Origin of the sequence: Streptomyces sp. NPDC045470, from assembly GCF_040646595.1 — a bacterium.
In the GTDB taxonomy this organism is placed as follows: Bacteria; Actinomycetota; Actinomycetes; order Streptomycetales; family Streptomycetaceae; genus Streptomyces.
This window is the reverse complement of sequence record NZ_JBEZAN010000002.1, coordinates 358,411-380,241: the sequence shown is the minus strand read 5'-3', so window position 1 is coordinate 380,241 and position 21,831 is coordinate 358,411. Positions and strand designations below refer to the sequence as shown.

Below are 21,831 nucleotides of genomic sequence, written 5' to 3'. Positions count from 1 at the left end.
GCGGGTGGGCGGGCTCAGCCGGTGAAGGCGGTGTACTCGTCGGCCGAGAGCAGGTCGTCCGGCTCGCCGCTGACCTTCACCTTGAACAGCCAGCCGCCCTCGAACGGGGCGGTGTTCACCAGCGAGGGGTCGCTCACCACGTCCTCGTTGATCTCCGTGACCTCGCCGTCGACGGGGGAGTAGAGATCGCTGACGGACTTGGTCGACTCCAGCTCACCGCAGGTCTCGCCCGCGGTGACCGTGTCACCGACCGCGGGGAGCTGCACGAAGACGACGTCGCCGAGCGCGTTGGCGGCGTGCTCGGTGATGCCGATCGTCGAGACGCCCTCCTCGGCGGCCGACAGCCACTCGTGCTCCTTGCTGTAGCGCAGCTGCTGGGGGTTGTTCATGTCTTGATTCTCCTGGATACGGTGGCGTGCTCGGTGCAGGGGTCTTGACAGGTGAGACGGGAGTGCGTCCGGGGCGGGGCCGCGGGCGTCACTTCCGGCGCTTGTAGAACGGCAGAACCACGACCTCGTACGGCTCATGGGTGCCACGGATGTCCACCGCCACACCGGCGGTGCCGGGCGCGGCGTGCGCGGCGTCCACGTACGCCATGGCGACGGGCTTGCCGAGGGTGGGCGAGGGGGCGCCGGAGGTGACCTCGCCGATGACGGCGCCGTCGGCGTCCACGACCGGGTATCCGGCGCGCGGGACACGGCGGCCCTCGGCGATCAGGCCGACCAGCTTGCGCGGCGGGTTGGCCTCGGCGCGGTCCCGGGCCGCCTCCAGGGCGGCGCGGCCCACGAAGTCGCCGCCGTTCGTCGTCTTCTCGAACTTCACGACCCGGCCCAGACCCGCGTCGAACGGGGTGGTGCCGGTGGTCAGCTCGTGCCCGTACAGCGGCATGCCCGCCTCCAGGCGCAGCGTGTCCCGGCAGGACAGGCCGCAGGGGACCAGGCCCGCGTCCTGGCCGGCCTCGGTCAGCGCCTCCCAGAGGGCCACCGCGTCCGAGGGGCGGACGAACAGCTCGAAACCGTCCTCACCGGTGTATCCCGTACGGGCGATCAGCGCCGGGACTCCGGCGACGGTACCGGGCAGCCCGGCGTAGTACTTCAGCCCGTCCAGGTCGGCGTCGGTGAGACCCTTGAGGATGCCGGGGGACTCCGGTCCCTGCACGGCGAGCAGCGCGTATGCGTCCCGGTCGTCGCGCACCTCGGCCGCGAAGCCGCTCGACCGCTCGGTGAGCGCGTCCAGCACGACCTGCGCGTTGGAGGCGTTGGCGACGACCATGTACTCCGTCCCGCCGAGGCGGTAGACGATCAGGTCGTCCAGGATGCCGCCCTCGGCGTCACAGATCATGGTGTAGCGGGCGCGGCCGACGGCGACGCCGCCGATGTTGCCGACCAGCGCGTAGTCCAGCAGGTCGGCGGCGCCGGAGCCGGTGACGGTGATCTCGCCCATGTGCGAGAGGTCGAACAGGCCGGCGCGGGTACGGACGGCGACGTGCTCGTCACGCTCGCTGCCGTAACGCAGCGGCATGTCCCATCCGGCGAAGTCGGTCATGGTCGCGCCGAGGGCGCGATGCGTCGCGTCCAGCGCGGTGCGGCGGGGGGCTTCGGTCATGGTGGTGGCTCCCGGGCATGGGTGACAAGACGGTCTCCCCATCTGTCATCGGAACCTGAGAGGTTCACCGGAAGGCCGTGACCGGTCCCGGCTTGCACCTTGGGTGGAGCCACACCACGGCGGCCCGCTTTTCAGATCTGCCTCGCCCGCGCGGTATCGGGGCCTGAGAGATTCAAGGGAGGACTTGCTCCTTCGGCGCCCCGCCGTGACGGCCGGGGACTCTCCCGCGCGGATTCAAGCGGCCGGTATGGAGTTGGCTGAGCGTGGCACCCGTACCAGGACGCGCACGGTGGTGCGCCGTCCGGCACTTGGCGCGCACATCATCGCACGGGATCGCCGGATACAGGAGCCCTGGTCGTACCGGTGTTCGCAGGGGTGTCACGACAGTGTCCTGGGACTGTACGGATCGTGGGATTCCCTTGAAGCGCATTACCTTTTCTTGACACTCTGCGGGTAAGGGGACGGAATCACCGGACCGGGAGGGGCGATCACGGTGCACAGGCAGGCCGCACTCGCGACAAGTCCGGGAGGCGCGCCCCCGGGCTGTGTCCCGGAGCCGGTTCCGGCCGCCGTGCCGGGGCCCCGGCGGCTGCCGCTCGGGGTGGTGCGCCCCGGCCGGGCGCGTGCCGCGGCGCCGGACGCGCCGGCGGTGGACGTCGTCGACCTCAGGGACCGCGGCACCCCGCGCGAGGCGGCCGAGCTGCACTTCGCGGCGGGCGACGTGGTGGTGGTCTCCGGCCTGCCGGGCAGCGGCAAGAGCACGCTCATGATCCGGGTGGTGCCCGCCCTCGACGCGCGCGGCGCCACCGTGCACCGCATCGACTCGCAGGACGTACGGGAACGCTGGGAGCGCGGCAGGCTGCGCCGGATTCCGTACGCGCTCTACCGGCCGCTGGTCAGGGCCTCCCACTACCTGGGGCTGCGGCGGGCGCTGCGATCCGGCGGCAGTGTGGTGGTGCACGACTGCGGCACGCTGACGTGGGTACGCCGCTGGCTCGCGCGCGAGGCCCGGCGCGGCGGGCGTGGCCTGCACCTGGTGCTGCTGGACGTACCGCCGGAGGTCGCGCTGTCCGGACAGCGCTCGCGCGGACGCGGAGTTTCCGGGTACGCCTTCGCCCGGCACCGGCGCGCGGTACGGCGGCTGGCCGCCCGCGCCCGGGCGGCCCGGCTCCCCGCGGGCTTCACCTCGGCCGTCCTGCTGGACCGGCCGGCGGCGGGCGCACTGCGGCAGATCGCCTTCGAGTGAGGGTCGCCGACGGGTACCCGCGAGGGGCGCCGTCGGGCACGAGCGGGGCCGCCATCGGGAACGAGTGAGGCCCGCCTCCCAAGGGGCGGGCGTCCGTACCCGTCGTTCCGGCCCGGAGTGCCGGACACCTGACGGGCCGTACGGAACCTTCCGTACGGCCCGTCACGACCGGTCCTAGTCCAGGCATATCTCCCGCATCTGCGCCTCCTCCGGACGCTCGGCGCCGGGCCGATCTAGAGGCCCAGGGCCTTGAGCAGCACGGTCGGCAGCGAGAGCACCGAGTTGACCAGCGAGGGGACGCCCTGCTGCTGCGCCTCGGCGGGCTGCTGACGCTGCGCGTCGGCGGGCGGCTGCGCGTCGGCGGCCGGCTGCGGGTCGGCGGCCGGCTGGGCGCCGTCACCCGGCCGCGGGTCGCTGATCGGCGCCTTCGGCTGGGCGGCCGACTGGTCGTCCGCCGCGTCCGCGCCGTCCGCCGGCTCCGCGGCGGGCCGGGCCGGACGGTCGGCCGCCGGAGCGGCGGCGGGCTGGGCGGCCGGCTGCTGCAGGCCGCCGAGGAGCTTGTCCAGACCCAGGATCTTGAAGATGTCGGTGACGGACCGGGAGACCGAGCCGGTCAGGGTCGCGGAGTCGGTGTCTTCCTCGGGGACCGGCGCCCGGCGCTCGATCAGCTCGTCCAACTGCGTGCGCAGGTCCTGCGAGACCCTGCGCAGCCGGAGGGAGTCGGCCGTCACCGTGCGGTCGGAGTCCTCGTTCAGCTGGTCCGCCAGCCGCTGCGCGTCCTGGAGGACCGTGTCCAGACGGGTGCGGGCGGACCGCACCTCCACGGAGTGGCCGCGGCTGTCGGCCGACTTCTCGGCCAGTTCGGCCGAGGCGTCCGCCAGCCGGCCGATGTCGTCGACGACGATGCTGTGGTTGCGAACCGGGGGCTCGGGACCTTCCGCCGCGGTCGCGGAGCCCATGGCCCCGAGGGCGAGGGCGCCGGCGGTGGTGGCGCAGACGAGGGCGGAGGCGGTCCGGTGCGTTGCCATCAGGAGACGTGCCTTTCTGTAGGAACGGCAGGGCAAGATCACCCTGGAGCCACCTTGAGAGGGGTGTGTACGGTCCGCAACCGCTCGCGCGCGTTCGGTGGTCCCCCGGACGCACCAGGGCCCCGGCCGCCTGCTGGCGTTAGGGTCGTCGACCAGGTAAAGCGCGGTACGAGCGGTACGGAGCGGGTGGGTGGAGATGGACTTTCCGGAGCAGGGCATTCCGCGGCTGGAGTGGCCCGCCAACGAACTGGAGGAGGTGCTCGCCGCCTCGGTGGGGCACCCCGGGGCCGGCGCCCGCATCGTCGAGGTGCTCGGCCGCAGCCGGATATGGGTGCCGCTGCCCAAGGGCGGCGGCCCGGAGAGCGCCGGGATGGGCCGGGCGGGCCTGGACCTGCCCACCGTCGAGATCGGCTCGGCCGCGTACGTCCCGGTCTTCAGCTCCGAGCAGGAATTCCAGCGGGTGGCCGGGCCGCACCTGTCCTTCGCCGTCGCGCCGGCCGCCGAGTTCGCGCGCGGCCTGCCCCCGCTGCTCGGTATCGCCGTCAACCCGGAGGGCACGGTCGGTGTACCGCTGCCGCCGGACGCGGTGGCCGAGCTGTGCCGGACCGGCCGTCCGGACCAGCCGGGTGCGCCGAGCGGCGCCCGGGTCAGGCTGTTCGAGCCGGACTGGCAGGAGGAGCCGGTGGACTTCCTGGCCGCGGCCGGGCTGGAGTTCTCGTCGGCGGGATTCGTGGTCACCGCGCGGCGCGCGCTGGCCAGCATCGAGGGGGACGCGCCCGCGCTGTTCGTCGGCGTCCAGGTGGACGCCGCGGCCGTCGCGCCGCACGACCCGGCCGTACGGGACGCGGTGACCGCCGCCCTCGGGCGGGCGCTCGGCGGGGCACCGCTGGCCTGGCCCGTCCAACTGGTCATGCTGGACCTCGCGCAGGGCGATCCGGTCGCCGACTGGATGCTGGAGCGGGTCCGGCCCTTCTACTCCCGCGACGCCGTCTAGCCGTTCAGGCCCCACGTCGCCACGCCCCCGGCGCCCCGGCACGCCCAGGGCGCCCCTTCCCGTGACCGCAAGCCATGTGTGCTGATCCGTCCGGGGCCCGGACGCAGGCTCTAAGCTGTTGTTGCAACCGGCAGGCGTACCCCACGTGCCTGCCGACAGGAAGGGACGGACCACGTGAGCGCGGGTGCGCATCAGGGAGCGGCTGCCGGGCAGGTCGAGCAGATGCTGCAGCAGGTCTCGCCCGGCCGGTACGACGCCTACGAGGCGTTGCTGCAAGCGCTCGCCGCCGGTCAGGTCTGGATGCTGCTCTGGCACGGCCAGGCCGGTTCGCCCGATGCGCAGTACGGCAACATGGAGGTCGACGGGCTCGGCTACGCGCCGTGCGTGACCTCCGCCCCCGAACTCGCCGCCAGCGGCTGGAACCGTGCCCACGAGGTCGTCTACGGACGGGACATCGCGGCCACCCTCTTCCCCGACCGCTGGGGCCTGTGGCTCAACCCGCACGCCCCCGGCGGCGGCGTCGGCATTCCGTGGCTGGACCTGCGGCGCATCGCGGGCGGCCTGGACCGGCTGCCGGCCGGTCCGCTGCGGATCACCGAACCGGCCATCGAGATTCCCCAGTTCTACGCCCTCCTGGGGCAGAACGCGCACCGCACGCCCGCGGTGCGCTCCCTGCGCCGGGCCTGGGTGCAGCCCGCCCTCGGCGCTCCGTACCTGGCCATCGGCTTGGACCTGTACGACACGGGGCAACCGGCCGTGGACTCGGTACGGTTGATGATCCAGCAGTCCATCGGCGCGGTGCCGGAGGGGCTGCCCGTCTCGACGGTCGCGATGAACGACGAGTACGACCCGGTCGGTATGTGGATGCGGGCCAACGCGCGGCCGTTCTTCGACCGGGACGCCTACGCGGCGGGCCCGGTGCCCGCGCCCGCCCCTGCCCCCGCCCCGTCGTACGGGTACGGCTACCCGCGCGCGTACTGAGCCTGCCGCCCTGCTCCCGCCTGCCGCCCGGCTCCCGTCTGAGCCCTGTCTGCCATCCGGCTCCCGCCTGCCGCCCGGACTCTGCCTGCTGTCCGGCCCCCGCCTGCTGCCCGGGCCCTGCCTGTCTTCTGCGGGCCTCGGCCTTTCCGTGGCTCCAGGCCCCGAGGCGGTGGGCTCGCGGCGCACGGATCGCGCGCCTATGAGGGCGAATCGAACGGCCACGTCCCCCCAGCAGGGGGTTACCCAAGGGGCGTGAGCGGGAACCGCCCCGCGCCCGACCGGCCCGCGCCGCCCCGCTCCGGACCGGCCCGCGCCGGACCGCCCCGCGCCGCCCCGCCCCAAGCCGACCCGCCCCGCGCCCAACATCGCCCCCGCCCAACGTCGCCCCCCGCCGCTCCCCGGGCCGAATTGGGCGATCCTTCCCGGAAGTTGAGCCCTGACCGGCTCCGCGCGAACCGCTCAGTCGGGGCGTGTGTCCGCATAACGGCGAGCCGTGGGCTACATCACAGTTACGCATCCATTCCCGGCCAGGGCTGGTGAGTGATCGCAACTCGGATGAAGACTCCCGCAGCAGAGGGTTTCGGCCCTGTGTACGAGATGCACCGCTCGTCGTCGCGTGACGTTCCGCGACTTCTGCTCCGCCTGCAACATCCGCAAGACCTGCAACACCTGTACTCGCAACACCTGTACCCGCATTGCCCGCAGTACAAGCATCAGTTGCTCCAGCTGTTCCAGAGCTCTCCCCGTTGCACCAGCAGCACCATTCGCACCAGGGCATTTCCCGCACCAGAGCACCACTCGCACCAGAAGAACCACCTCGCACCAGTGATGTGAACCAGGCCGCTGACCGCGGCGCGCATGGGCCGGCGGCGCCGGCCGAGAGGGGTCAAAGGCACCGTGACCGCACCGATCGAGACCACCGGGGCGGCTGCCGAAGCGCAGCCGGAAGCGGTGCTGGAAGGCGTCGAGAGCAAGAAGATCGAGGGACGCTCGCTCGGCCAGATCGCCCTGCTGCGCTTCCGGCGCGACAAGGTCGCGGTAGCGGGTGCCATCGTTGTCATCCTGCTCATCGTGATCGCGGCGCTCTCCCGGCCGATCCAGTCCTGGCTGGGTCTGGACCCCAACAGTCCGAACCAGGACCTCATCGACCCCAACACCACGCTGCCCAAGGGCGAATTCGGCGGCATGAGTCTGGACCACCCGCTCGGCGTGGACCCGAAGTTCGGCCGTGACCTGCTCGCGCGGGTGCTGGAGGGCTCCTGGGTCTCGCTGATCGTGGCGTTCGGCGCGACGCTGCTGTCGGTGGCCATCGGCACCGTACTCGGCGTGGTGGCCGGCTTCTACCGGGGCCGGGTGGACGCGCTGATCAGCCGGCTGATGGACGTCTTCCTGGCGTTCCCGCTGCTGCTGTTCGCCATCGCCATCTCGGCCTCGCTCCAGGGCGGCGCCTTCGGGCTCGAAGGGCTGCCGCTGCACATCTCGGTCCTGATCTTCGTGATCGGATTCTTCAACTGGCCGTACATGGGCCGGATCGTGCGGGCCCAGACGCTCTCGCTGCGCGAGCGGGAGTTCGTGGACGCCGCGCGCGGCATGGGTGCCCGCGGCCCGTTCATCCTCTTCCGGGAGCTGCTGCCCAACCTGGTCGGCCCGATCATCGTCTACTCGACGCTGCTGATCCCCTCCAACATCCTCTTCGAGGCCGCGCTGAGCTTCCTGGGCGTCGGCATCCAGCCGCCCCAGGCGTCCTGGGGCGGGATGCTCAACCAGGCGGTCAAGTTCTACGAGGTCGACCCGCAGTACATGCTCGTCCCGGGCATCGCGATCTTCGTCACCGTGCTGGCGTTCAACCTCCTCGGCGACGGCCTGCGGGACGCGCTGGACCCGCGCAGCCGCTGACCCCGCCCGGGCGCCGTACGCCCGGCAGCACCCACCCAAGTTTCCGACCAACGAAGGGGAAACCGACCATTATGCGAAGGTCAGTCCCGGTCGCAACGATCGCGGCCCTCACCAGTGCGGGCCTGTTGCTGGCCGGCTGCAGCGGCAAGAGTTCGAGCAGCGGCTCGGCCGAGGCGAACGCCGCCACCAAGGGCATCGTCAACGCCTCGGACGAGAAGGGCGGCACGCTCACGTACGCGATGAGCGACGCCCCCGAGTCCTACGACCCGGGCAACACGTACTACGCCTACGTCTGGAACTTCAGCCGTCTGTACGCGCGTCCGCTCACCACCTTCAAGCCGGGGCCGGGCCTCAAGGGCAACGAGCTGGTGCCGGACCTCGCCGAGTCGATGGGCAAGTCCAGCGACGGCAACAAGACCTGGACGTACAAGCTCCGCAAGGGCCTCAAGTACGACGACGGCAAGCCGATCACCTCGAAGGACGTCAAGTACGCGGTGGAGCGCAGCAACTTCGCGCGTGATGTGCTCTCGCTCGGCCCGAACTACTTCCAGACGTACCTCAAGGACAACGAGGGCGGCTACAAGGGACCGTACAAGGACCCGAGCCCGGAGGGGCTGAAGTCCATCGAGACGCCGGACGACCAGACCATCGTCTTCCGCCTCAAGCAGCCGTTCGCGGAGTTCGACTACCTGGTCAGCGCCCCGCAGACGGCGCCGGTGCCGAAGGCCAGGGACAAGGGCGCGGACTACACCAAGAACATCGCCTCCTCGGGCAGCTACAAGTTCGACACCTACGAGGAGGGCAAGAAGGTCGTCCTCGTCCGCAACCCGAACTGGGACGCCAAGACCGACCCGCTGCGCAAGCAGCTTCCGGACAAGATCGTGCTGAACATGAAGGTCGCCCAGTCGACGATCGACAAGGACCTGAAGGCCGGCAACACGCACATCGACATGGCCGGCCGCGGGGTGGACGCCCAGACCCAGGCCCAGCTCCTGACGAGCGCCAAGGAGAAGGCCAACACCGACAACGCGCTCGGCCAGCGCCTGTCGTACGTGGCGATCAACCCCAAGGTCGCGCCGTTCGACAAGGTCGAGTGCCGCCGGGCCGTGCAGTACGCGGTCGACAAGAAGGCCGTGCAGACCGCGCAGGGCGGGCCGATCCGCGGTGACATCGCCACCACCGTGCTGCCCACCGACCTCGCCGGGTACCAGAAGTTCGACCAGTACCCGCAGAAGTACAACGGTGAGAACCTCGACCTGACCGAGGCCAAGAAGCAGTGGCAGGCGTGCGGCGCCGGCAACGTGAGCACCACGATCAGCGCCCGCAGCGACCGGCAGGACGAGGTGGACGCGGCGACCTCGGTGGTCGGCTCGCTGAAGAAGATCGGCATCGACGCCAAGATCCAGACGTACCCGAGCGGCAAGTACTTCTCGGACTACGCGGGCGTGCCGGAGTTCACCAAGAAGAACAACATCGGTCTGATGATGATGCAGTGGGGCTCGGACTACCCGACCGGCTTCGGCTACCTGAACCAGATCGTCAACGGCAAGGCGATCCAGAAGTCCGGCAACTCCAACCTCTCCGAGCTGGACGACCCGGCCATCAACAAGCTGCTCGACGAAGCCATCGCCACCAGCGACCAGGCACAGCGCGAGAAGGACTACGCGGAGATCGACAAGAAGACGATGGAGCAAGCGGTCATCGTCCCGCTGACCTACTTCAAGATCCTGCTGTACCGCTCGCCGAAGGCCACCAACCTGGTGTCCACCTCCGCCTACAGCGGTGAGTACGACTACCTCAACATCGGCGTCAAGAAGTAGCAGCCCCGGAAGGCAGGTGAAGGCATTGGTGTCCGCGGGCCGGCCGGTCCGGCCCGCGGCGCCGACGCCGCAGTCCCGTGTTCGCGTACCTCATCCGCAGGTTGATCAGCGCGGTGATTCTGCTGCTGATCGTCAGCGCGGTCACCTTCGGCATCTTCTTCGTGCTGCCGAAACTGGCCGGACAGACCGCTGACCAGTTGGCCGCGCAGTACATCGGAAAGGCCCCATCGGCCGCGGACCTCGCCGCGGTGAAGAAGAACCTCGGCTTCGACAAGCCGGTCTTCGTACAGTACTGGGACTTTTTGAAGGGCATCTTCGTCGGAGTCGACTACAAGTTCGGCCCGGACGCCGCCACGTGCAACGTGCCGTGCTTCGGCTACTCCTTCAAGACCCACCTGGAGGTCTGGCCGGAGATCCAGACCCGGCTCCCGGTGACCGTCTCGCTGGCCGCCGGTGCGGCCGTCGTGTGGCTGGTCTCCGGTGTAGCCACCGGCGTGCTCTCCGCGCTGCGCCCCGGCTCGGTCTTCGACCGGGTGGCGATGAGCATCGCGCTGGCCGGTGTGTCGCTGCCCATGTTCTTCACCGGCGCGCTGGCGCTGGCCCTGTTCACCTACCAGTGGCCGATCATCGAGCGCAGCGACTACGTGCCGCTGTTCGAGGACCCCTTCATGTGGGCCCAGACGCTGGTGCTTCCCTGGATCACCCTGGCCTTCCTCTACTCCGCCCTCTATGCACGCCTGACCAGAGCGGGCATGTTGGAGACGCTGAGCGAGGACTACATCCGTACCGCGCGCGCCAAGGGGCTGGGCGAGCGCAAGGTCGTGGTGCGCCACGGCCTGCGTGCCGCGCTCACCCCGATCATCACGGTGTTCGGCATGGACGTGGGCCTGCTGCTCGGCGGTGCGCTCATCACCGAACAGGTCTTCTCCCTCAAGGGGGTCGGCGCGTTCGCCGTCGAGGCGATCAACGCCAACGACCTGCCGAACATCCTCGGCGTCACCTTGCTCGCCGCGTTCTTCATCGTCATATGCAACCTGGTGGTGGACGTTCTGTACGCCGCCGTCGACCCGCGGGTGAGGCTCTCGTGACCGACTCCCCAGACTCCACCACCGGCCCCACCGCCGGCCCCGGCGCCGGAGGCACCACCCCGGATGCCGCCGGTCCGGGCACCACCCCGGCCGCGCGGCCTGCCGCCGCGGCCGACCTGACGAAGACGGGCGCCGCGGTCGGCGAACCGGCCGCGGCCGGCTCGGGGGCGCCCACCGCCTTCCTGGAAGTGCGCGACCTGAAGGTGCACTTCCCCACCGACGACGGCATCGTGAAGTCCGTGGACGGCCTCTCCTTCACTCTGGAGAAGGGCCGCACCCTCGGCATCGTCGGCGAGTCCGGCTCCGGCAAGTCCGTCACCTCGCTCGCCGTCATGGGCCTGCACCGGGCCTCCCGGCAGCAGCGCGCCAAGGTGGACATGTCGGGGGAGATCTGGCTGGACGGCAAGGAGCTGGTCGGCGCCGACCCGGACGAGGTGCGCAGGCTGCGCGGCCGCGAGATGGCGATGATCTTCCAGGACCCGTTGTCCGCACTGCACCCGTACTACACGGTCGGCAACCAGATCGTGGAGGCGTACCGGGTCCATCACGACGTCGACAAGAAGACCGCGCGCAAGCGGGCCGTCGAGATGCTGGACCGGGTGGGCATCCCGCAGCCCGACAAGCGGGTGGACGACCACCCGCACCAGTTCTCCGGCGGTATGCGCCAGCGCGCGATGATCGCCATGGCGCTGGTCAACAACCCCGAACTGCTGATCGCCGACGAGCCGACCACCGCCCTGGACGTGACGGTCCAGGCGCAGATCCTCGACCTGATCCGCGACCTCCAGAAGGAGTTCGGCTCGGCGGTCATCATCATCACCCACGACCTGGGGGTGGTCGCCGAGCTGGCGGACCAGTTGCTGGTGATGTACGGGGGCCGCTGCATCGAGCGCGGCCCGGCGGAGAAGGTCTTCTACGAGCCGCAGCACCCGTACACCTGGGGCCTGCTGGGGTCGATGCCGCGCATCGACCGCGAGCAGACCGAGCGCCTGATCCCGGTCAAGGGATCGCCGCCCAGCCTGATCAACGTCCCCGGCGGCTGTGCCTTCAACCCCCGCTGCCCGTACGCGGACGTCCCCAAGGACAACGTCACCCGCACGGTCCGCCCCGAACTGCGCGAGGCCGGCGGCGGCGGACACGTCGCCGCGTGCCACCTGGCGCAGGAGGAGCGGGAGCGTATCTGGACCGAAGAGATTGCGCCGAAGCTGTGACCGAGACTGATGAGACCGGCGTCGCCGCCGGTACGACGGACGGGACCGACGAGAGCGCCGACGCCGCGCCGCTGCTGAAGGTACGCGGCCTGGTACGGCACTTCCCGATCACCAAGGGCCTGCTCAAGCGGCAGGTGGGCGCGGTGCAGGCGGTCGACGGCATCGACTTCGACGTACGGCCGGGGGAGACCCTGGGCGTGGTCGGTGAGTCCGGCTGCGGCAAGTCGACGATGGGCCGGCTGATCACCCGGCTGGACGAGCCGACCGGCGGCTCCATCGAGTTCGAGGGCCGGGACATCACCCACCTGTCGCCGGGGCGGCTGCGCCCGATGCGCCGCGACGTACAGATGATCTTCCAGGACCCGTACGGCTCGCTGAACCCGCGGCACACCATCGGCGGCATCGTCGGCACCCCCTTCCGCCTCCAGGGCGTCGAGCCCGAGGGCGGCGTCAAGAAGGAGGTGCAGCGGCTGCTGGAGCTGGTGGGCCTGAGCCCGGAGCACTACAACCGCTATCCGCACGAGTTCTCCGGCGGTCAGCGGCAGCGCATCGGCATCGCGCGGGCGCTGGCCCTCAAGCCCAAGCTGGTCGTGGCCGACGAGCCGGTCTCCGCACTGGACGTCTCCATCCAGGCGCAGGTCGTCAACCTCATGGACGACCTCCAGGACGAGCTGGGCCTGACCTACGTCATCATCGCGCACGACCTGTCCGTCATCCGGCACGTCTCGGACCGGATCGCCGTGATGTACCTCGGCAAGATCGTGGAGCTGGCCGACCGCAAGGCGCTGTACGAGGCGCCGATGCACCCGTACACCAAGGCGCTGCTGTCGGCCGTGCCGGTGCCCGACCCCAAGCGGCGCACCCAGCGCGACCGCATCCTGCTCACCGGCGACGTGCCCTCGCCGATCGACCCGCCCTCGGGCTGCCGGTTCCGTACCCGCTGCTGGAAGGCGACCGAGGTGTGCTCGACCACCGAGCCGCCGCTGGTGGCGCTGCGCGGCGGCCACAAGGTGGCCTGCCACCATCCGGAGAACGCGCCGGAGGGCGTCGGCGCGGGAACGCCGGGCGCCGCGGGGAGCGGCGGCTGAGCCGGCGGACACGAGGCGTGCGGGGCCGGTGCGGGGCGAGCGGGAACGCCGCCTCCGCACCGGCCTCCGGGCGTCCGCGGCCGCCCTTGACCGGCCGGTTTTGCCGACCATAGATTCAGCGGCGCCCCGGCGGCGCCCGTCGGCCGGTCCCATGGAGGTAGTGCCTTGTCCGCGCAGCAGGAAGCCCACGACGCCGACGCCACGGCCCCCGACCCCGCGCTGACCGCCTACGCGGCGGTCGCGGCGGACTACGACACCATCGTCGAGGACCCGTACCTGCTGCGCTGGGTCACCTTCTACGGCAAGCTCGTCGAACGGTACGGGCCGGACGGCAAGCGGCTGCTGGACGCGGGGTGCGGCACCGGGCGGGGCACCCTCGCCCTGCGGGACCGCCTCGGGTACACGGTGACCGGCTGCGACCTGTCGCCGGAGATGATCGAGGCCGCCCGCGCCAAGCCGGCGGCGGCCGGCACCCCGTTCGTCGTCGCCGACCTGCGGGACATGCCGGACCTCGGCTCCTTCGACGTGGTCACCTGCATGGGCGAGCCGCTGGCCTACCTGGCCGGCGAACAGCTCGCCACCGCCTTCGCGGGCCTGGGGCGGCAGCTCGCGGACGGGGGCGTCGTCGTCTTCGACATGACCACGCTGGGCAGTTTCCGGCGCGACTACGCGGTGACCAAGGTGGTGGACCGGGACGGCCGGTTCGACGTGTGGCGGGGCGGGCCCGTACCGGTCGAGCCGGACGGGGTCGTGGACGTCACCCACGACTACTTCGCGCGCCCGGGCACGGATGACGACACCTGGCGCCGGGTGTCCTCCCGGCACCTCTACCACCACCACTCGGACGTCACGGTGCGCCGGCAGTTGGCCGCCGGAGGGCTGCGGCTGATCGCGGCGCACGGTGTCGAGGGCCGCAAGCTGACCGACGTCCCGGACGAGGACGGCTGCCGCAAGATTCTCTATGTGGCCGGAAAGCAGGGACAGCAGTCCGATTGAGGCGTCAACTGGTCCGAGTGGTATGACGAGTTGGCAAAGTTCCGTGTGAAAAGCGACAGAAGAGTGCAGAGTCGGCGCGGTTGTTCACCAGACGGCATCCGTGTGTTCGAAGGGACGGCTCATGGCACTCTCCCGTTCAGCACGTCGCCCCGCTCGTCTGCTCCCCCTGGCCACCGCGGTGGCCGCCGCCTTCTCCATCGCCGCGGCCCCCGCCGCCGCACCCGGCGCCCCGGGCGTCGGCGACCCGTACTTCCCGAACCTGGGCAACGGCGGCTTCGACGCCCTGCACTACGACCTCGGCGTCAGCTACGACCCCGCCACCGGCCGCCTCGACGGCCGTACGGAACTGACCGCGCGCGCCACCCAGGACCTCGGCTCCTTCCACCTCGACCTCCAGAAGCTGGCGGTCACCTCGATCGAGGTGGACGGCAGACGCGCGAAGTTCAGCCGCTCCGGCGACGAGATCACCGTCACGCCCCGGCGGCCCCTGGAAGAGGACGAACGATTCACCGTCGAGGTCGTCTACGGAGGCGTACCGCTGCCGCTCGGCGGGCCCATCGTCTTCGGCTCCGACTACGGGTGGATGAAGACCGACGACGGGGTCTTCGTGGCCTGCGAGCCGAACGCCGCGTCCACCTGGTTCCCCTCCAGCGACCACCCGGGCGACAAGGCCACCTACGACATCCGCATCGACGCGCCCGAGGGCCTGACCGGCGTCTCCAACGGGCGGCTGGTGGACCGGTACGACGAGGACGGGCGCGCGTACTTCCACTGGCGTGAGCGCAAGCCGATGGCGACCTACCTGGCCACCGCCACGATCGGGAAGTTCACCGTCCGGACGGGCACCACCCCCGGCGGCGTACCGATCTACGTCGCCACCGACCCGAAGCTGCCGACCGGGACCGTCGACGTCTACGGCGTCACCGCCGCCGCCACCGACTACTTCGCGCGGGTCTTCGGCCCGTACCCCTTCGAGGAGACCGGCGCGATCGTCGACGACGTGCCGCAGGCCGACTTCTCCCTGGAGACCCAGACCAAGCCGGTCTACTCGGCCGTCCGCAGCGAGTCGACCATCGCCCACGAGGTCGCCCACCAGTGGTTCGGCGACTCCGTCACGCCCCGCACCTGGCAGTACATCTGGCTCAACGAGGGCTTCGCCTCGTACGCGCAGTGGCTGTGGGACGAGCACAAGGGCACCCGCAGCGCGTACGACGCCTTCCGCGCGGCGTACGCGGCCCGCCCGGCCGGCTCCGACTTCTGGCAACTGAAGATCGGCGACCCGCAGCGGGACACCATGCTCTCCCGCTCGGTCTACACGCGCGGCGCGATGACGCTCCAGGTGCTGCGCGAGCGGATCGGCGACCGGGCGTTCTTCGAGCTGCTGCCCGCGTGGACGAAGCAGCACCGCTACGGCAACGCGGACACCCGGCAGTTCATCGCCCTCGCGGAGAAGATGTCCGGCCAGCGGCTCGGCGACCTCTTCCACACCTGGCTGTACACCACCGGCAAGCCGGCCCTGCCCTGAGCGCCGCGGCACGGCCCCGGCCAGGCCGCCGCCGCTGACGCACCGGCGGGCCCGCGCGGCGGAAACCTTCCGGCGCGCGGGCCCGGCCCCGGGGCGTGGCAGGCCGTGTCACGTACCGTCGATGGTGGTACGAGCGGTGAAAGGGGACGCGGATGAGTCTGACCGGAACCCCGTTCTTCGTGGTGCTGGTGATCGCGACGGTCCTCGCCGTCCTCGCCACGCTGCTGCTGTGGGGGAGAGCCCGGGGGCCGCGGCCCCTGCGCTGGCTGGCCAGAATCCTCCTGATCGGCCTGTGCCAGCTCACCGCCATCTGCGTCGTCGCGGTCGCCATCAACAACAGCTACGGTCTCTACGCCTCCTGGGACGACCTGCTCGGCACCGAGCAGGACGCGGTCGCCATGCCGGGGCCGCCGGTCGCGCGCGCCAAGTTCAACGACGGCCCGAACGGCATCAAGGACACGTACTTCCGCGGGGCGAAGTCCCGACTGTCCGGCCAGGTGATGGTCTGGACACCGCCGCAGTACGACGACCCGGCGTACCGGAAGACCAGGTTCCCGGTCGTGATGCTGCTGCACGGCGTACCCGGCTCACCGCAGTCCTGGCTCGAACAGGGCGGGATGCCCGGCGACCTCCAGCAGCTCGTCGACGGGAACGCGGCGCACCCCTTCATCCTCGCCCTGCCCGTCGTCAACCCGGGCAGCGTGGACACCGACTGCTCCGACACCCCGCACCGCAGGACCGCGACCTGGCTGGCGACCGACGTCACGGACCTGATCAGCCACCACTTCCGCACCGCGCCGGGCCCGAAGAACTGGGGGCTGCTGGGCTTCTCCACGGGCGGGTACTGCGCGGCCAAGCTGCCGCTCCAGTACCCGAAGACGTTCGGCGCGGGCGTCGCCTTCGACCCCGACCCGCTGACCGGCGACCCGGACGTGCTCACCGACCCGGCGCTGCGGCAGCGCAACAGCCCGCAGTGGCTGGTCCGGCACGCCAAGGCCGACGTGGGGCTGTTCCTGGCGACCTCGGCGCAGGACCCGATCAGCCCGCCCGCCAACATCGAGCGCTTCGAGAAGGCCGCCGAAGGCACCAGGACCCGGGTACGGACGATGGTGCTGCCGACCGGCGGCCACAACTACGGCACCTGGACGCGGATGTACCCGGCGGCCTTCGGGTGGCTGAGCCAGGAGCTGGAGGCGCCGCGGCCGGCGGGGTAGTACGGGAACAGGGGGGGCCGGGAGGCCGTCAAGGCGGAGGTGCCTGCTCCGGTCCGCCGTGGCCCGTGCGGCGAATGCGCACCGTGCCCATGGGCAGGAGCCCGGCTTCGCCGATCCCCGTGCGGTGCCTCCGCCGCATGGGGGAGGCGGGTCGTCCTCCGGTCTGATCCCTGCGCGCCGCGGACGCGGAACAGTGGTGCCCATGGCGATCAACGGGACGGGTGCGACCGCGGTGCGGACAGCGGGGGGCCGTCCGTGACGGTCTGGCTCATGTCGTTCCCGGCCTTCGCGTGTCTGCTGGCCCTGTCCGCCCTGGTGGAGAGCGTATGGCGGTGGTTCACGGGACTGGGCCTGATCCCGTGGCTGCGCAGGCGCTCGGGACCTTCGTTGTCGAGCATCGCCTTCGACGAATTCACGGCGGTGGTGAACGGGAACAAGGCGGCGGAGCTGGAGCAGCGGCGGGTGGAACTGCTGCGCCGGGACGACGAGAGCGACGGTGCGCCGCCCTGCTCCCGTATCGACCTGGCCGGTGGCACGGCGTTCATCGTGGTGCCGGAGGAAGCGGCCCGGCGCGTGCGCTGATCGGGACGGTGCCCGCGGGGGCCGGCCGGCCGGACCCGTCCTAACCCCGCGGCTTGAGCTGCTGCGGACGCGGCAGGTGGAAGCCGAAGTAGACCGCCGCCATCCGGAGGGCGAAGACCAGTCCGGCGCAGACCACGGCGGCGATGTCGGCGCGCACCTGGAGGTGGTGCAGGCCCAGGTAGGAGGCGGCGCCGGCGAGCGCCGCGATGGCGTAGACGTCCTCGCGCAGCAGCAGCGGCGGGAACTCGCCGCACAGCACGTCGCGGATCACCTCGCCCGCCACTCCGCTCATCACCGCGAGAATGATCACGGCGAGCGGCGTCGCGCCCGCCGCGATGGCGGCGCGGGCGGCGATGACGGTGACGACGGAGAGCCCGACCGCGTCGACGACCAGCAGCGACTTGCGGGGGAGCTGCCAGTACCGCAGGTAGATGATGGTGCCGACGCTGACGCAGACGATCAGCGTGAGCAGGACCCAGTCGTGGGTCCAGTACAGCGGATGGTCGTCGAGGATCAGGCTGCGCAGGGTGCCGCCGGAGGTGGCGGCGGCGAAGGCGAGCACCAGACCGCCGAACGGGTCCATGTTGGCGCGGTACGCGGCCAGCACCCCGCTCGCGGCGAAGGCCGAGATGCCGACCAGGTAGAGCACGTGAAGCATGGGCCCATGATCTCAGGCCGCCGGGGTGCGGCGCGCAGGCCGAGGCGCGCAGCGGCCGCCACCTGGCGGGGCGGCCTCCGGGCGGTTGAAGGAAAAGGGTCTACCGGTCAGTAACAAATCCGTGTAGCGTGCCGCGCATGGCACAGGTGACCATAGGTAACAGCGAATTCGACCGCGACACGGCGGTCGTCCGCCGCGCCCCCGGCCGCTACGAGGCCGACCTCTCCGCGGGCTGGACGATCATCCACGCGGTCAACGGCGGCTACCTGCTCGCCCTGGTGGGCCGCGCCCTCGGCGACGCCCTGCCGCACCCCGACCCCTTCTCGGTCACCGCGCACTACCTGACCGCCTCGGTCCCCGGCCCCGCCGTCATCCGTACCGAGGTCGTCCGCACCGGCCGCGCCCTGTCCACCGGCACCGCCAGCCTCGTCCAGTTCGAGGAGGACGGCAGCGAGGTCGAGCGGCTGCGGGTGCTCGCCACGTACGGCGACCTCGACACCCTCACCGACGACGTACGGACCACCGCCAAGCCGCCCGCCGTCCCCCCGTACGAACACTGCCTGGGCACCGAGAGCGCGCCCGGAGGGCAGCCCACCATCCCGGGCAGCACCGCCATCGCCGACCGCCTCGCCATCCGGCTGGATCCGGCCACCTGCGGCTGGGCCGTCGGCGCGCCCTCCGGCAACGGCGAGATGCGCGGCTGGTTCGGCCTCGCCGACGGCCGCGACCCCGACCCGCTGTCGCTGCTGCTGACGGTCGACGCGCTGCCGCCCACCGCCTTCGAGATCGGCCTGTCCGGCTGGGTCCCCACCGTCGAGCTGACCACCCACATCCGCCGCCGCCCGGCCCCCGGCCCGTTGCGCGTCGCCATCACCACCCGCAACCTGGCGGGCGGCTTCCTGGAGGAGGACGCGGAGGTCTGGGACAGCGCGGACCATCTCGTCGCCCAGTCCCGCCAACTGGCCCGCGCGCCGCGGTCCGTCCCCACCATGGCCTGAAACGCTCTTTCAAAGGGGGCGCGGCGGCCCCCGGTGACGTGCCAGACTGATCACATGGGGGACATGGCACTGAGTATTGACGAAGGCACCGGTGCAAACGGCGAAAAAACCGTCGTCTGGCTGCACTTGGCCCCGGCCGGCGCCCACGGCGCGCCCGGTCCGAACGGCGCGGCCCGGCCCGAGAAGCCCGAGGAGGGTGACGACACCGGACTGGAGCTGCCGGACGGCTTCGGCCACTCCCGCCCGGTCAGCGTGGACGGACGGGTCGCACGGGCGCTGACCCGGGGCGGCGAGACGCTGGAGGGCGCCCTGCGGCCGCTGGGCGCCGTCCTGGGCAGCATCCACCGTTCGCTCGCCGCCGGGGACCACCGGCCGGACGAGGTCACGGTGGAGTTCGGAGTCACCCTCGGCTCGGACCTGAGCCTGGGGGTCTTCTCCGGCCAGGGCGAGGCCAGCTTCAAGGTCTCCGCCACCTGGAACCTCGGCAGCGGCAGCACGACCTGAGGACGGCATGGTGGTGTCCGGCGTGGATCAGCCGCTGTTCCGCTCCTTCGTCTCGGTTCGCGACACCGGAAGGGCCGTGGGCGCCGGCGTCCTGCTCGCCGACGACCTCGTGCTCACCTGCGCGCACGTCGTCAACAGCGCGCTGGGCCGGGACCGTTACGACCAGACGCTGCCGGGCCCGGACCAAGGGGTCCGCGTCCGGCTGCCGCACGTCGCGCCCGACCGGGACCTGACCGCCCGGGTGGAGCCCGCCCTGTGGAGCCCGCCGCGCGCGACGGCGGGCGGCAGCAGACCCGTACCGCCCGGCGCGCACCTCCACCACGGCGACCTGGCCGTGCTCCGCCTGCCGGGCCCCGCGCCCGCCGGGGCCGAGCCCGCCCCCTTCCTCCCGCACGCCTACGGCAACGAGGTCATCGCCCTGTGGGCCAGCGGCCACCCGCTGCCCACCGTGCGCGCGGTGCCCCGGGTCTCCGCACCGCCCTGGGTGGCGCTGGACGTGGTCGGCGGCACCGAGGTCAGGGAAGGCTTCAGCGGCGGGCCGCTGTGGGACCGCGACCGGCAGGCCGTCGTCGGACTCGTGGTGGCCGACCTCCGGGCCCCGGCCGGCACCCGGCAGCCCCAGGCCGCGGCCACCCTCTACGCGATCAGCGTCCCGGCGATCGAGGCCGAGCTGCCCGAGCTGCCGCCTCCCTCGGTGCCCACCGCCCGGCGCGGCGTCCAGCAGCTGCTGGCCGTCCTGGAGACGATCCTGACCACCCCGGACGCGGTCCGCGGCTGCGAGGAACTGCTCGCCTCCCGGCTGCTGCGGCCGTCCCTGGGCCCCGGCGCCGACCTCGACCGGCTGGTCGGCCTCGCCGTGGGCGTCCGGCGCGGCGTGCCCGAACTCCTCCAGGTCGTACGGGAGGTGATGCCGGCCGGCAGCGGGCCGCAGTGGGAGCGGCTGCGCAGGGTGGCCCGCGCCGTCAGCCCCGGCGAGTGCCTGACCCGCAAACAGCAGCGCGACCTGAACGGCCTGCTGGCGCACTGCGGCCGTACGGACCCGCGCGCGCTGCTCGCCGACGTACTGCCGCACGCCATCGAACTGCCCGCGGTCACCGGGCTGGCCGACACCGTCGACGTCCTGGAGGGCTTCGAGGCCCAGGGCGCCCAGCCCATGCCACCGCTGCTTCAGGGAGTGGTGCGGATCGGCGTCGACGAGAGCGAGGCGGGCGCGTACCCCGCCGAGGACCTGGAGGCATGGACGGAGCGGACCGCCGCCCGGCTGGGCGTCGACGTGGCCGCCGTACGCCAGTACGCGGCCGATGTACGGGGCTACCGCGCGGAACGGGTACGGGCCGCGGCGGACCACCCGGCCGTCCGTCAGGCGGTCCATCCCACCGACCGCCCCCCGGATCATCACGCGGCCCACCACGCGGCTCACCACGACACGCGGCCGCCCGCCGGCTGGGCGGGTGTCGGGAGCGCGTCGGTGGGCATGGCGCCGCGGGGCACGACCCCGGTGGAGACGGCCCCGACGGACCCGGCACCGGTGTGCCCCGCGCCGGTGGGCTCCGTCCCCTCGGCGAACGGCAGCCGCCCGTCCGGGCACCGGACCGAGGACGGCGCGCGGCTGTCGAGAGTGCCGCGCGTCCAGGTGGAGCTGCTGCCCACCGCCACCGGACGGCACTACACGTACCAGGTCTGGGCGTGGAGCGGCGGCGACGCCCCGCACCACCTCGTCCTCGCCCGGGACACCGAGGTGACCAGCGAACAGGTCGTGGACGACATCCACCGGGTGCTGGTCGAGGAGATCCGCGAGGATCCCGAGCCCGCCCTCGTCGAGTTCTTCCTGCCCGCCGCCTGGCTCGGGCTGCCGGTGGACCGCTGGGAGTCCTTCGACAGCGACGAGGACGGCCCCTTCGGACTGGGCTTCACCCGCCGGGTGGTGATCCGCACCGCCCAGCGTTCGCGTACGAGCTACGCCGGGTGGAAGCGGCGCACCGCGGCCCTGGACACCGCCCGCAGCCTCGTCCTGGACCACGGCAGCACCGACCGCAAAGTGGCCCGCGCCCGCCTGGAGATGCAGCCCGAGGTGGGCACGGTGATCGTCTGCTGCGAGCCCCGGCACCACGGGGCGCTGCTGCGCCAGTGCGTCCAGGCGGGCGTCCACACGGTCCTGTGGCACCGCGAGGAGCACGGCGAGAGCGTCGCGGCGGGCCTGCTCGAACTGGTCGAGGGCGGGCACCACACCCAGCTCCCCGAGACGGTACGGCTGGAGCGGGCTAAGGCGGTCGCCGAGGCCACGTCCACCGGCCACCGGGGGCGCCAGCTCTCCTTGATGTACGACGCGCCCGACCACCGGCCACCGCAACTGGCCCCGGACGCCTGGGTGCTGACCCAGCCGTGACCCGGGTATGA

19 protein-coding genes and 1 riboswitch are annotated in these 21,831 nt (G+C 71.9%); of the genes, 15 read left to right on the top strand and 4 right to left on the bottom strand.

The features are described from left to right. Window positions 1-14 precede the first annotated feature (14 nt). Window positions 15-389, bottom strand: a complete 375-nt coding sequence (gene gcvH, locus AB0A97_RS08085) for a glycine cleavage system protein GcvH (protein WP_361146164.1) — start codon at window positions 387-389, stop codon at window positions 15-17. 88 nt (window positions 390-477) lie between these two features. Continuing rightward, window positions 478-1,605 carry a glycine cleavage system aminomethyltransferase GcvT gene (gcvT, locus tag AB0A97_RS08080; RefSeq protein ID WP_361146161.1) on the bottom strand — a complete coding sequence of 376 codons (1,128 nt, stop codon included), beginning with the start codon at window positions 1,603-1,605 and terminating at the stop codon, window positions 478-480. Between the two features lie 141 nt (window positions 1,606-1,746). Beyond that, window positions 1,747-1,842, bottom strand: a riboswitch (glycine riboswitch). A 334-nt stretch (window positions 1,843-2,176) separates the two neighbouring features. On the opposite strand from gcvT, the gene AB0A97_RS08075 reads away from it, so the two are divergent. Beyond that, complete coding sequence (locus tag AB0A97_RS08075) at window positions 2,177-2,851, top strand: AAA family ATPase (RefSeq protein WP_361146159.1); 675 nt, start codon at window positions 2,177-2,179, stop codon at window positions 2,849-2,851. A gap of 233 nt (window positions 2,852-3,084) precedes the next feature. On the opposite strand, the gene AB0A97_RS08070 is transcribed toward AB0A97_RS08075, so the two are convergent. Continuing rightward, entirely contained in the window at window positions 3,085-3,879 is a 795-nt protein-coding gene (locus tag AB0A97_RS08070; protein WP_361146156.1) for a hypothetical protein, read from the bottom strand. Window positions 3,880-4,075: 196 nt separating this feature from the next. Here AB0A97_RS08070 and AB0A97_RS08065 point away from each other — a divergent pair, with 196 nt between their 5' ends. From AB0A97_RS08065 to AB0A97_RS08015, 11 genes are all read left to right on the top strand, one after another. After that, the gene (locus tag AB0A97_RS08065) at window positions 4,076-4,873 is read left to right on the top strand and encodes an enhanced serine sensitivity protein SseB (RefSeq protein ID WP_361147331.1); all 798 of its coding nucleotides are present in this window, start codon (window positions 4,076-4,078) and stop codon (window positions 4,871-4,873) included. A 174-nt stretch (window positions 4,874-5,047) separates the two neighbouring features. After that, complete coding sequence (locus AB0A97_RS08060) at window positions 5,048-5,854, top strand: enhanced serine sensitivity protein SseB C-terminal domain-containing protein (protein ID WP_361146153.1); 807 nt, start codon at window positions 5,048-5,050, stop codon at window positions 5,852-5,854. 897 nt (window positions 5,855-6,751) lie between these two features. Next, on the top strand, window positions 6,752-7,750 hold the full coding sequence (locus tag AB0A97_RS08055; protein WP_361146151.1) for an ABC transporter permease: 999 nt from the start codon (window positions 6,752-6,754) through the stop codon (window positions 7,748-7,750). 71 nt (window positions 7,751-7,821) lie between these two features. After that, on the top strand, window positions 7,822-9,570 hold the full coding sequence (locus tag AB0A97_RS08050) for an ABC transporter substrate-binding protein (protein ID WP_361146148.1): 1,749 nt from the start codon (window positions 7,822-7,824) through the stop codon (window positions 9,568-9,570). Window positions 9,571-9,647: 77 nt separating this feature from the next. After that, window positions 9,648-10,658: an ABC transporter permease gene (locus AB0A97_RS08045; RefSeq protein ID WP_361146145.1), complete on the top strand. Its 1,011-nt coding sequence runs from the start codon at window positions 9,648-9,650 to the stop codon at window positions 10,656-10,658. A gap of 116 nt (window positions 10,659-10,774) precedes the next feature. Further along, window positions 10,775-11,869, top strand: coding sequence for an ABC transporter ATP-binding protein (locus tag AB0A97_RS08040; protein WP_361147329.1), 1,095 nt, complete (start codon window positions 10,775-10,777; stop codon window positions 11,867-11,869). Beyond that, window positions 11,866-12,957, top strand: coding sequence for a dipeptide ABC transporter ATP-binding protein (locus tag AB0A97_RS08035; protein WP_361146142.1), 1,092 nt, complete (start codon window positions 11,866-11,868; stop codon window positions 12,955-12,957). Before AB0A97_RS08040 ends, AB0A97_RS08035 begins: the two co-directional genes overlap by 4 nt. A 165-nt stretch (window positions 12,958-13,122) precedes the next feature. Next, a complete protein-coding gene (locus AB0A97_RS08030; RefSeq protein WP_361146139.1) occupies window positions 13,123-13,953 on the top strand; it encodes a class I SAM-dependent methyltransferase in 831 nt (276 codons plus the stop codon). A 121-nt stretch (window positions 13,954-14,074) separates the two neighbouring features. Further along, window positions 14,075-15,478: a M1 family metallopeptidase gene (locus tag AB0A97_RS08025; protein ID WP_361146136.1), complete on the top strand. Its 1,404-nt coding sequence runs from the start codon at window positions 14,075-14,077 to the stop codon at window positions 15,476-15,478. 152 nt (window positions 15,479-15,630) lie between these two features. Then, window positions 15,631-16,692 carry an alpha/beta hydrolase-fold protein gene (locus AB0A97_RS08020; protein WP_361146134.1) on the top strand — a complete coding sequence of 354 codons (1,062 nt, stop codon included), beginning with the start codon at window positions 15,631-15,633 and terminating at the stop codon, window positions 16,690-16,692. A 255-nt stretch (window positions 16,693-16,947) separates the two neighbouring features. Then, window positions 16,948-17,274 carry a DUF6191 domain-containing protein gene (locus tag AB0A97_RS08015; RefSeq protein WP_361146132.1) on the top strand — a complete coding sequence of 109 codons (327 nt, stop codon included), beginning with the start codon at window positions 16,948-16,950 and terminating at the stop codon, window positions 17,272-17,274. Window positions 17,275-17,314: 40 nt separating this feature from the next. Here AB0A97_RS08015 and AB0A97_RS08010 read toward each other — a convergent pair whose 3' ends face one another. Next, the gene (locus tag AB0A97_RS08010; RefSeq protein ID WP_361146130.1) at window positions 17,315-17,932 is read right to left on the bottom strand and encodes a TRIC cation channel family protein; all 618 of its coding nucleotides are present in this window, start codon (window positions 17,930-17,932) and stop codon (window positions 17,315-17,317) included. A gap of 137 nt (window positions 17,933-18,069) precedes the next feature. Here AB0A97_RS08010 and AB0A97_RS08005 point away from each other — a divergent pair, with 137 nt between their 5' ends. From AB0A97_RS08005 to AB0A97_RS07995, 3 genes are all read left to right on the top strand, one after another. Beyond that, the gene (locus tag AB0A97_RS08005) at window positions 18,070-18,930 is read left to right on the top strand and encodes a thioesterase family protein (protein ID WP_361146127.1); all 861 of its coding nucleotides are present in this window, start codon (window positions 18,070-18,072) and stop codon (window positions 18,928-18,930) included. A gap of 63 nt (window positions 18,931-18,993) precedes the next feature. Then, window positions 18,994-19,434, top strand: coding sequence for a CU044_2847 family protein (locus AB0A97_RS08000; protein WP_361146124.1), 441 nt, complete (start codon window positions 18,994-18,996; stop codon window positions 19,432-19,434). A 22-nt stretch (window positions 19,435-19,456) separates the two neighbouring features. Next, window positions 19,457-21,820: a trypsin-like peptidase domain-containing protein gene (locus AB0A97_RS07995; RefSeq protein WP_361146121.1), complete on the top strand. Its 2,364-nt coding sequence runs from the start codon at window positions 19,457-19,459 to the stop codon at window positions 21,818-21,820. The last annotated feature ends 11 nt before the right edge of the window (window positions 21,821-21,831 follow it).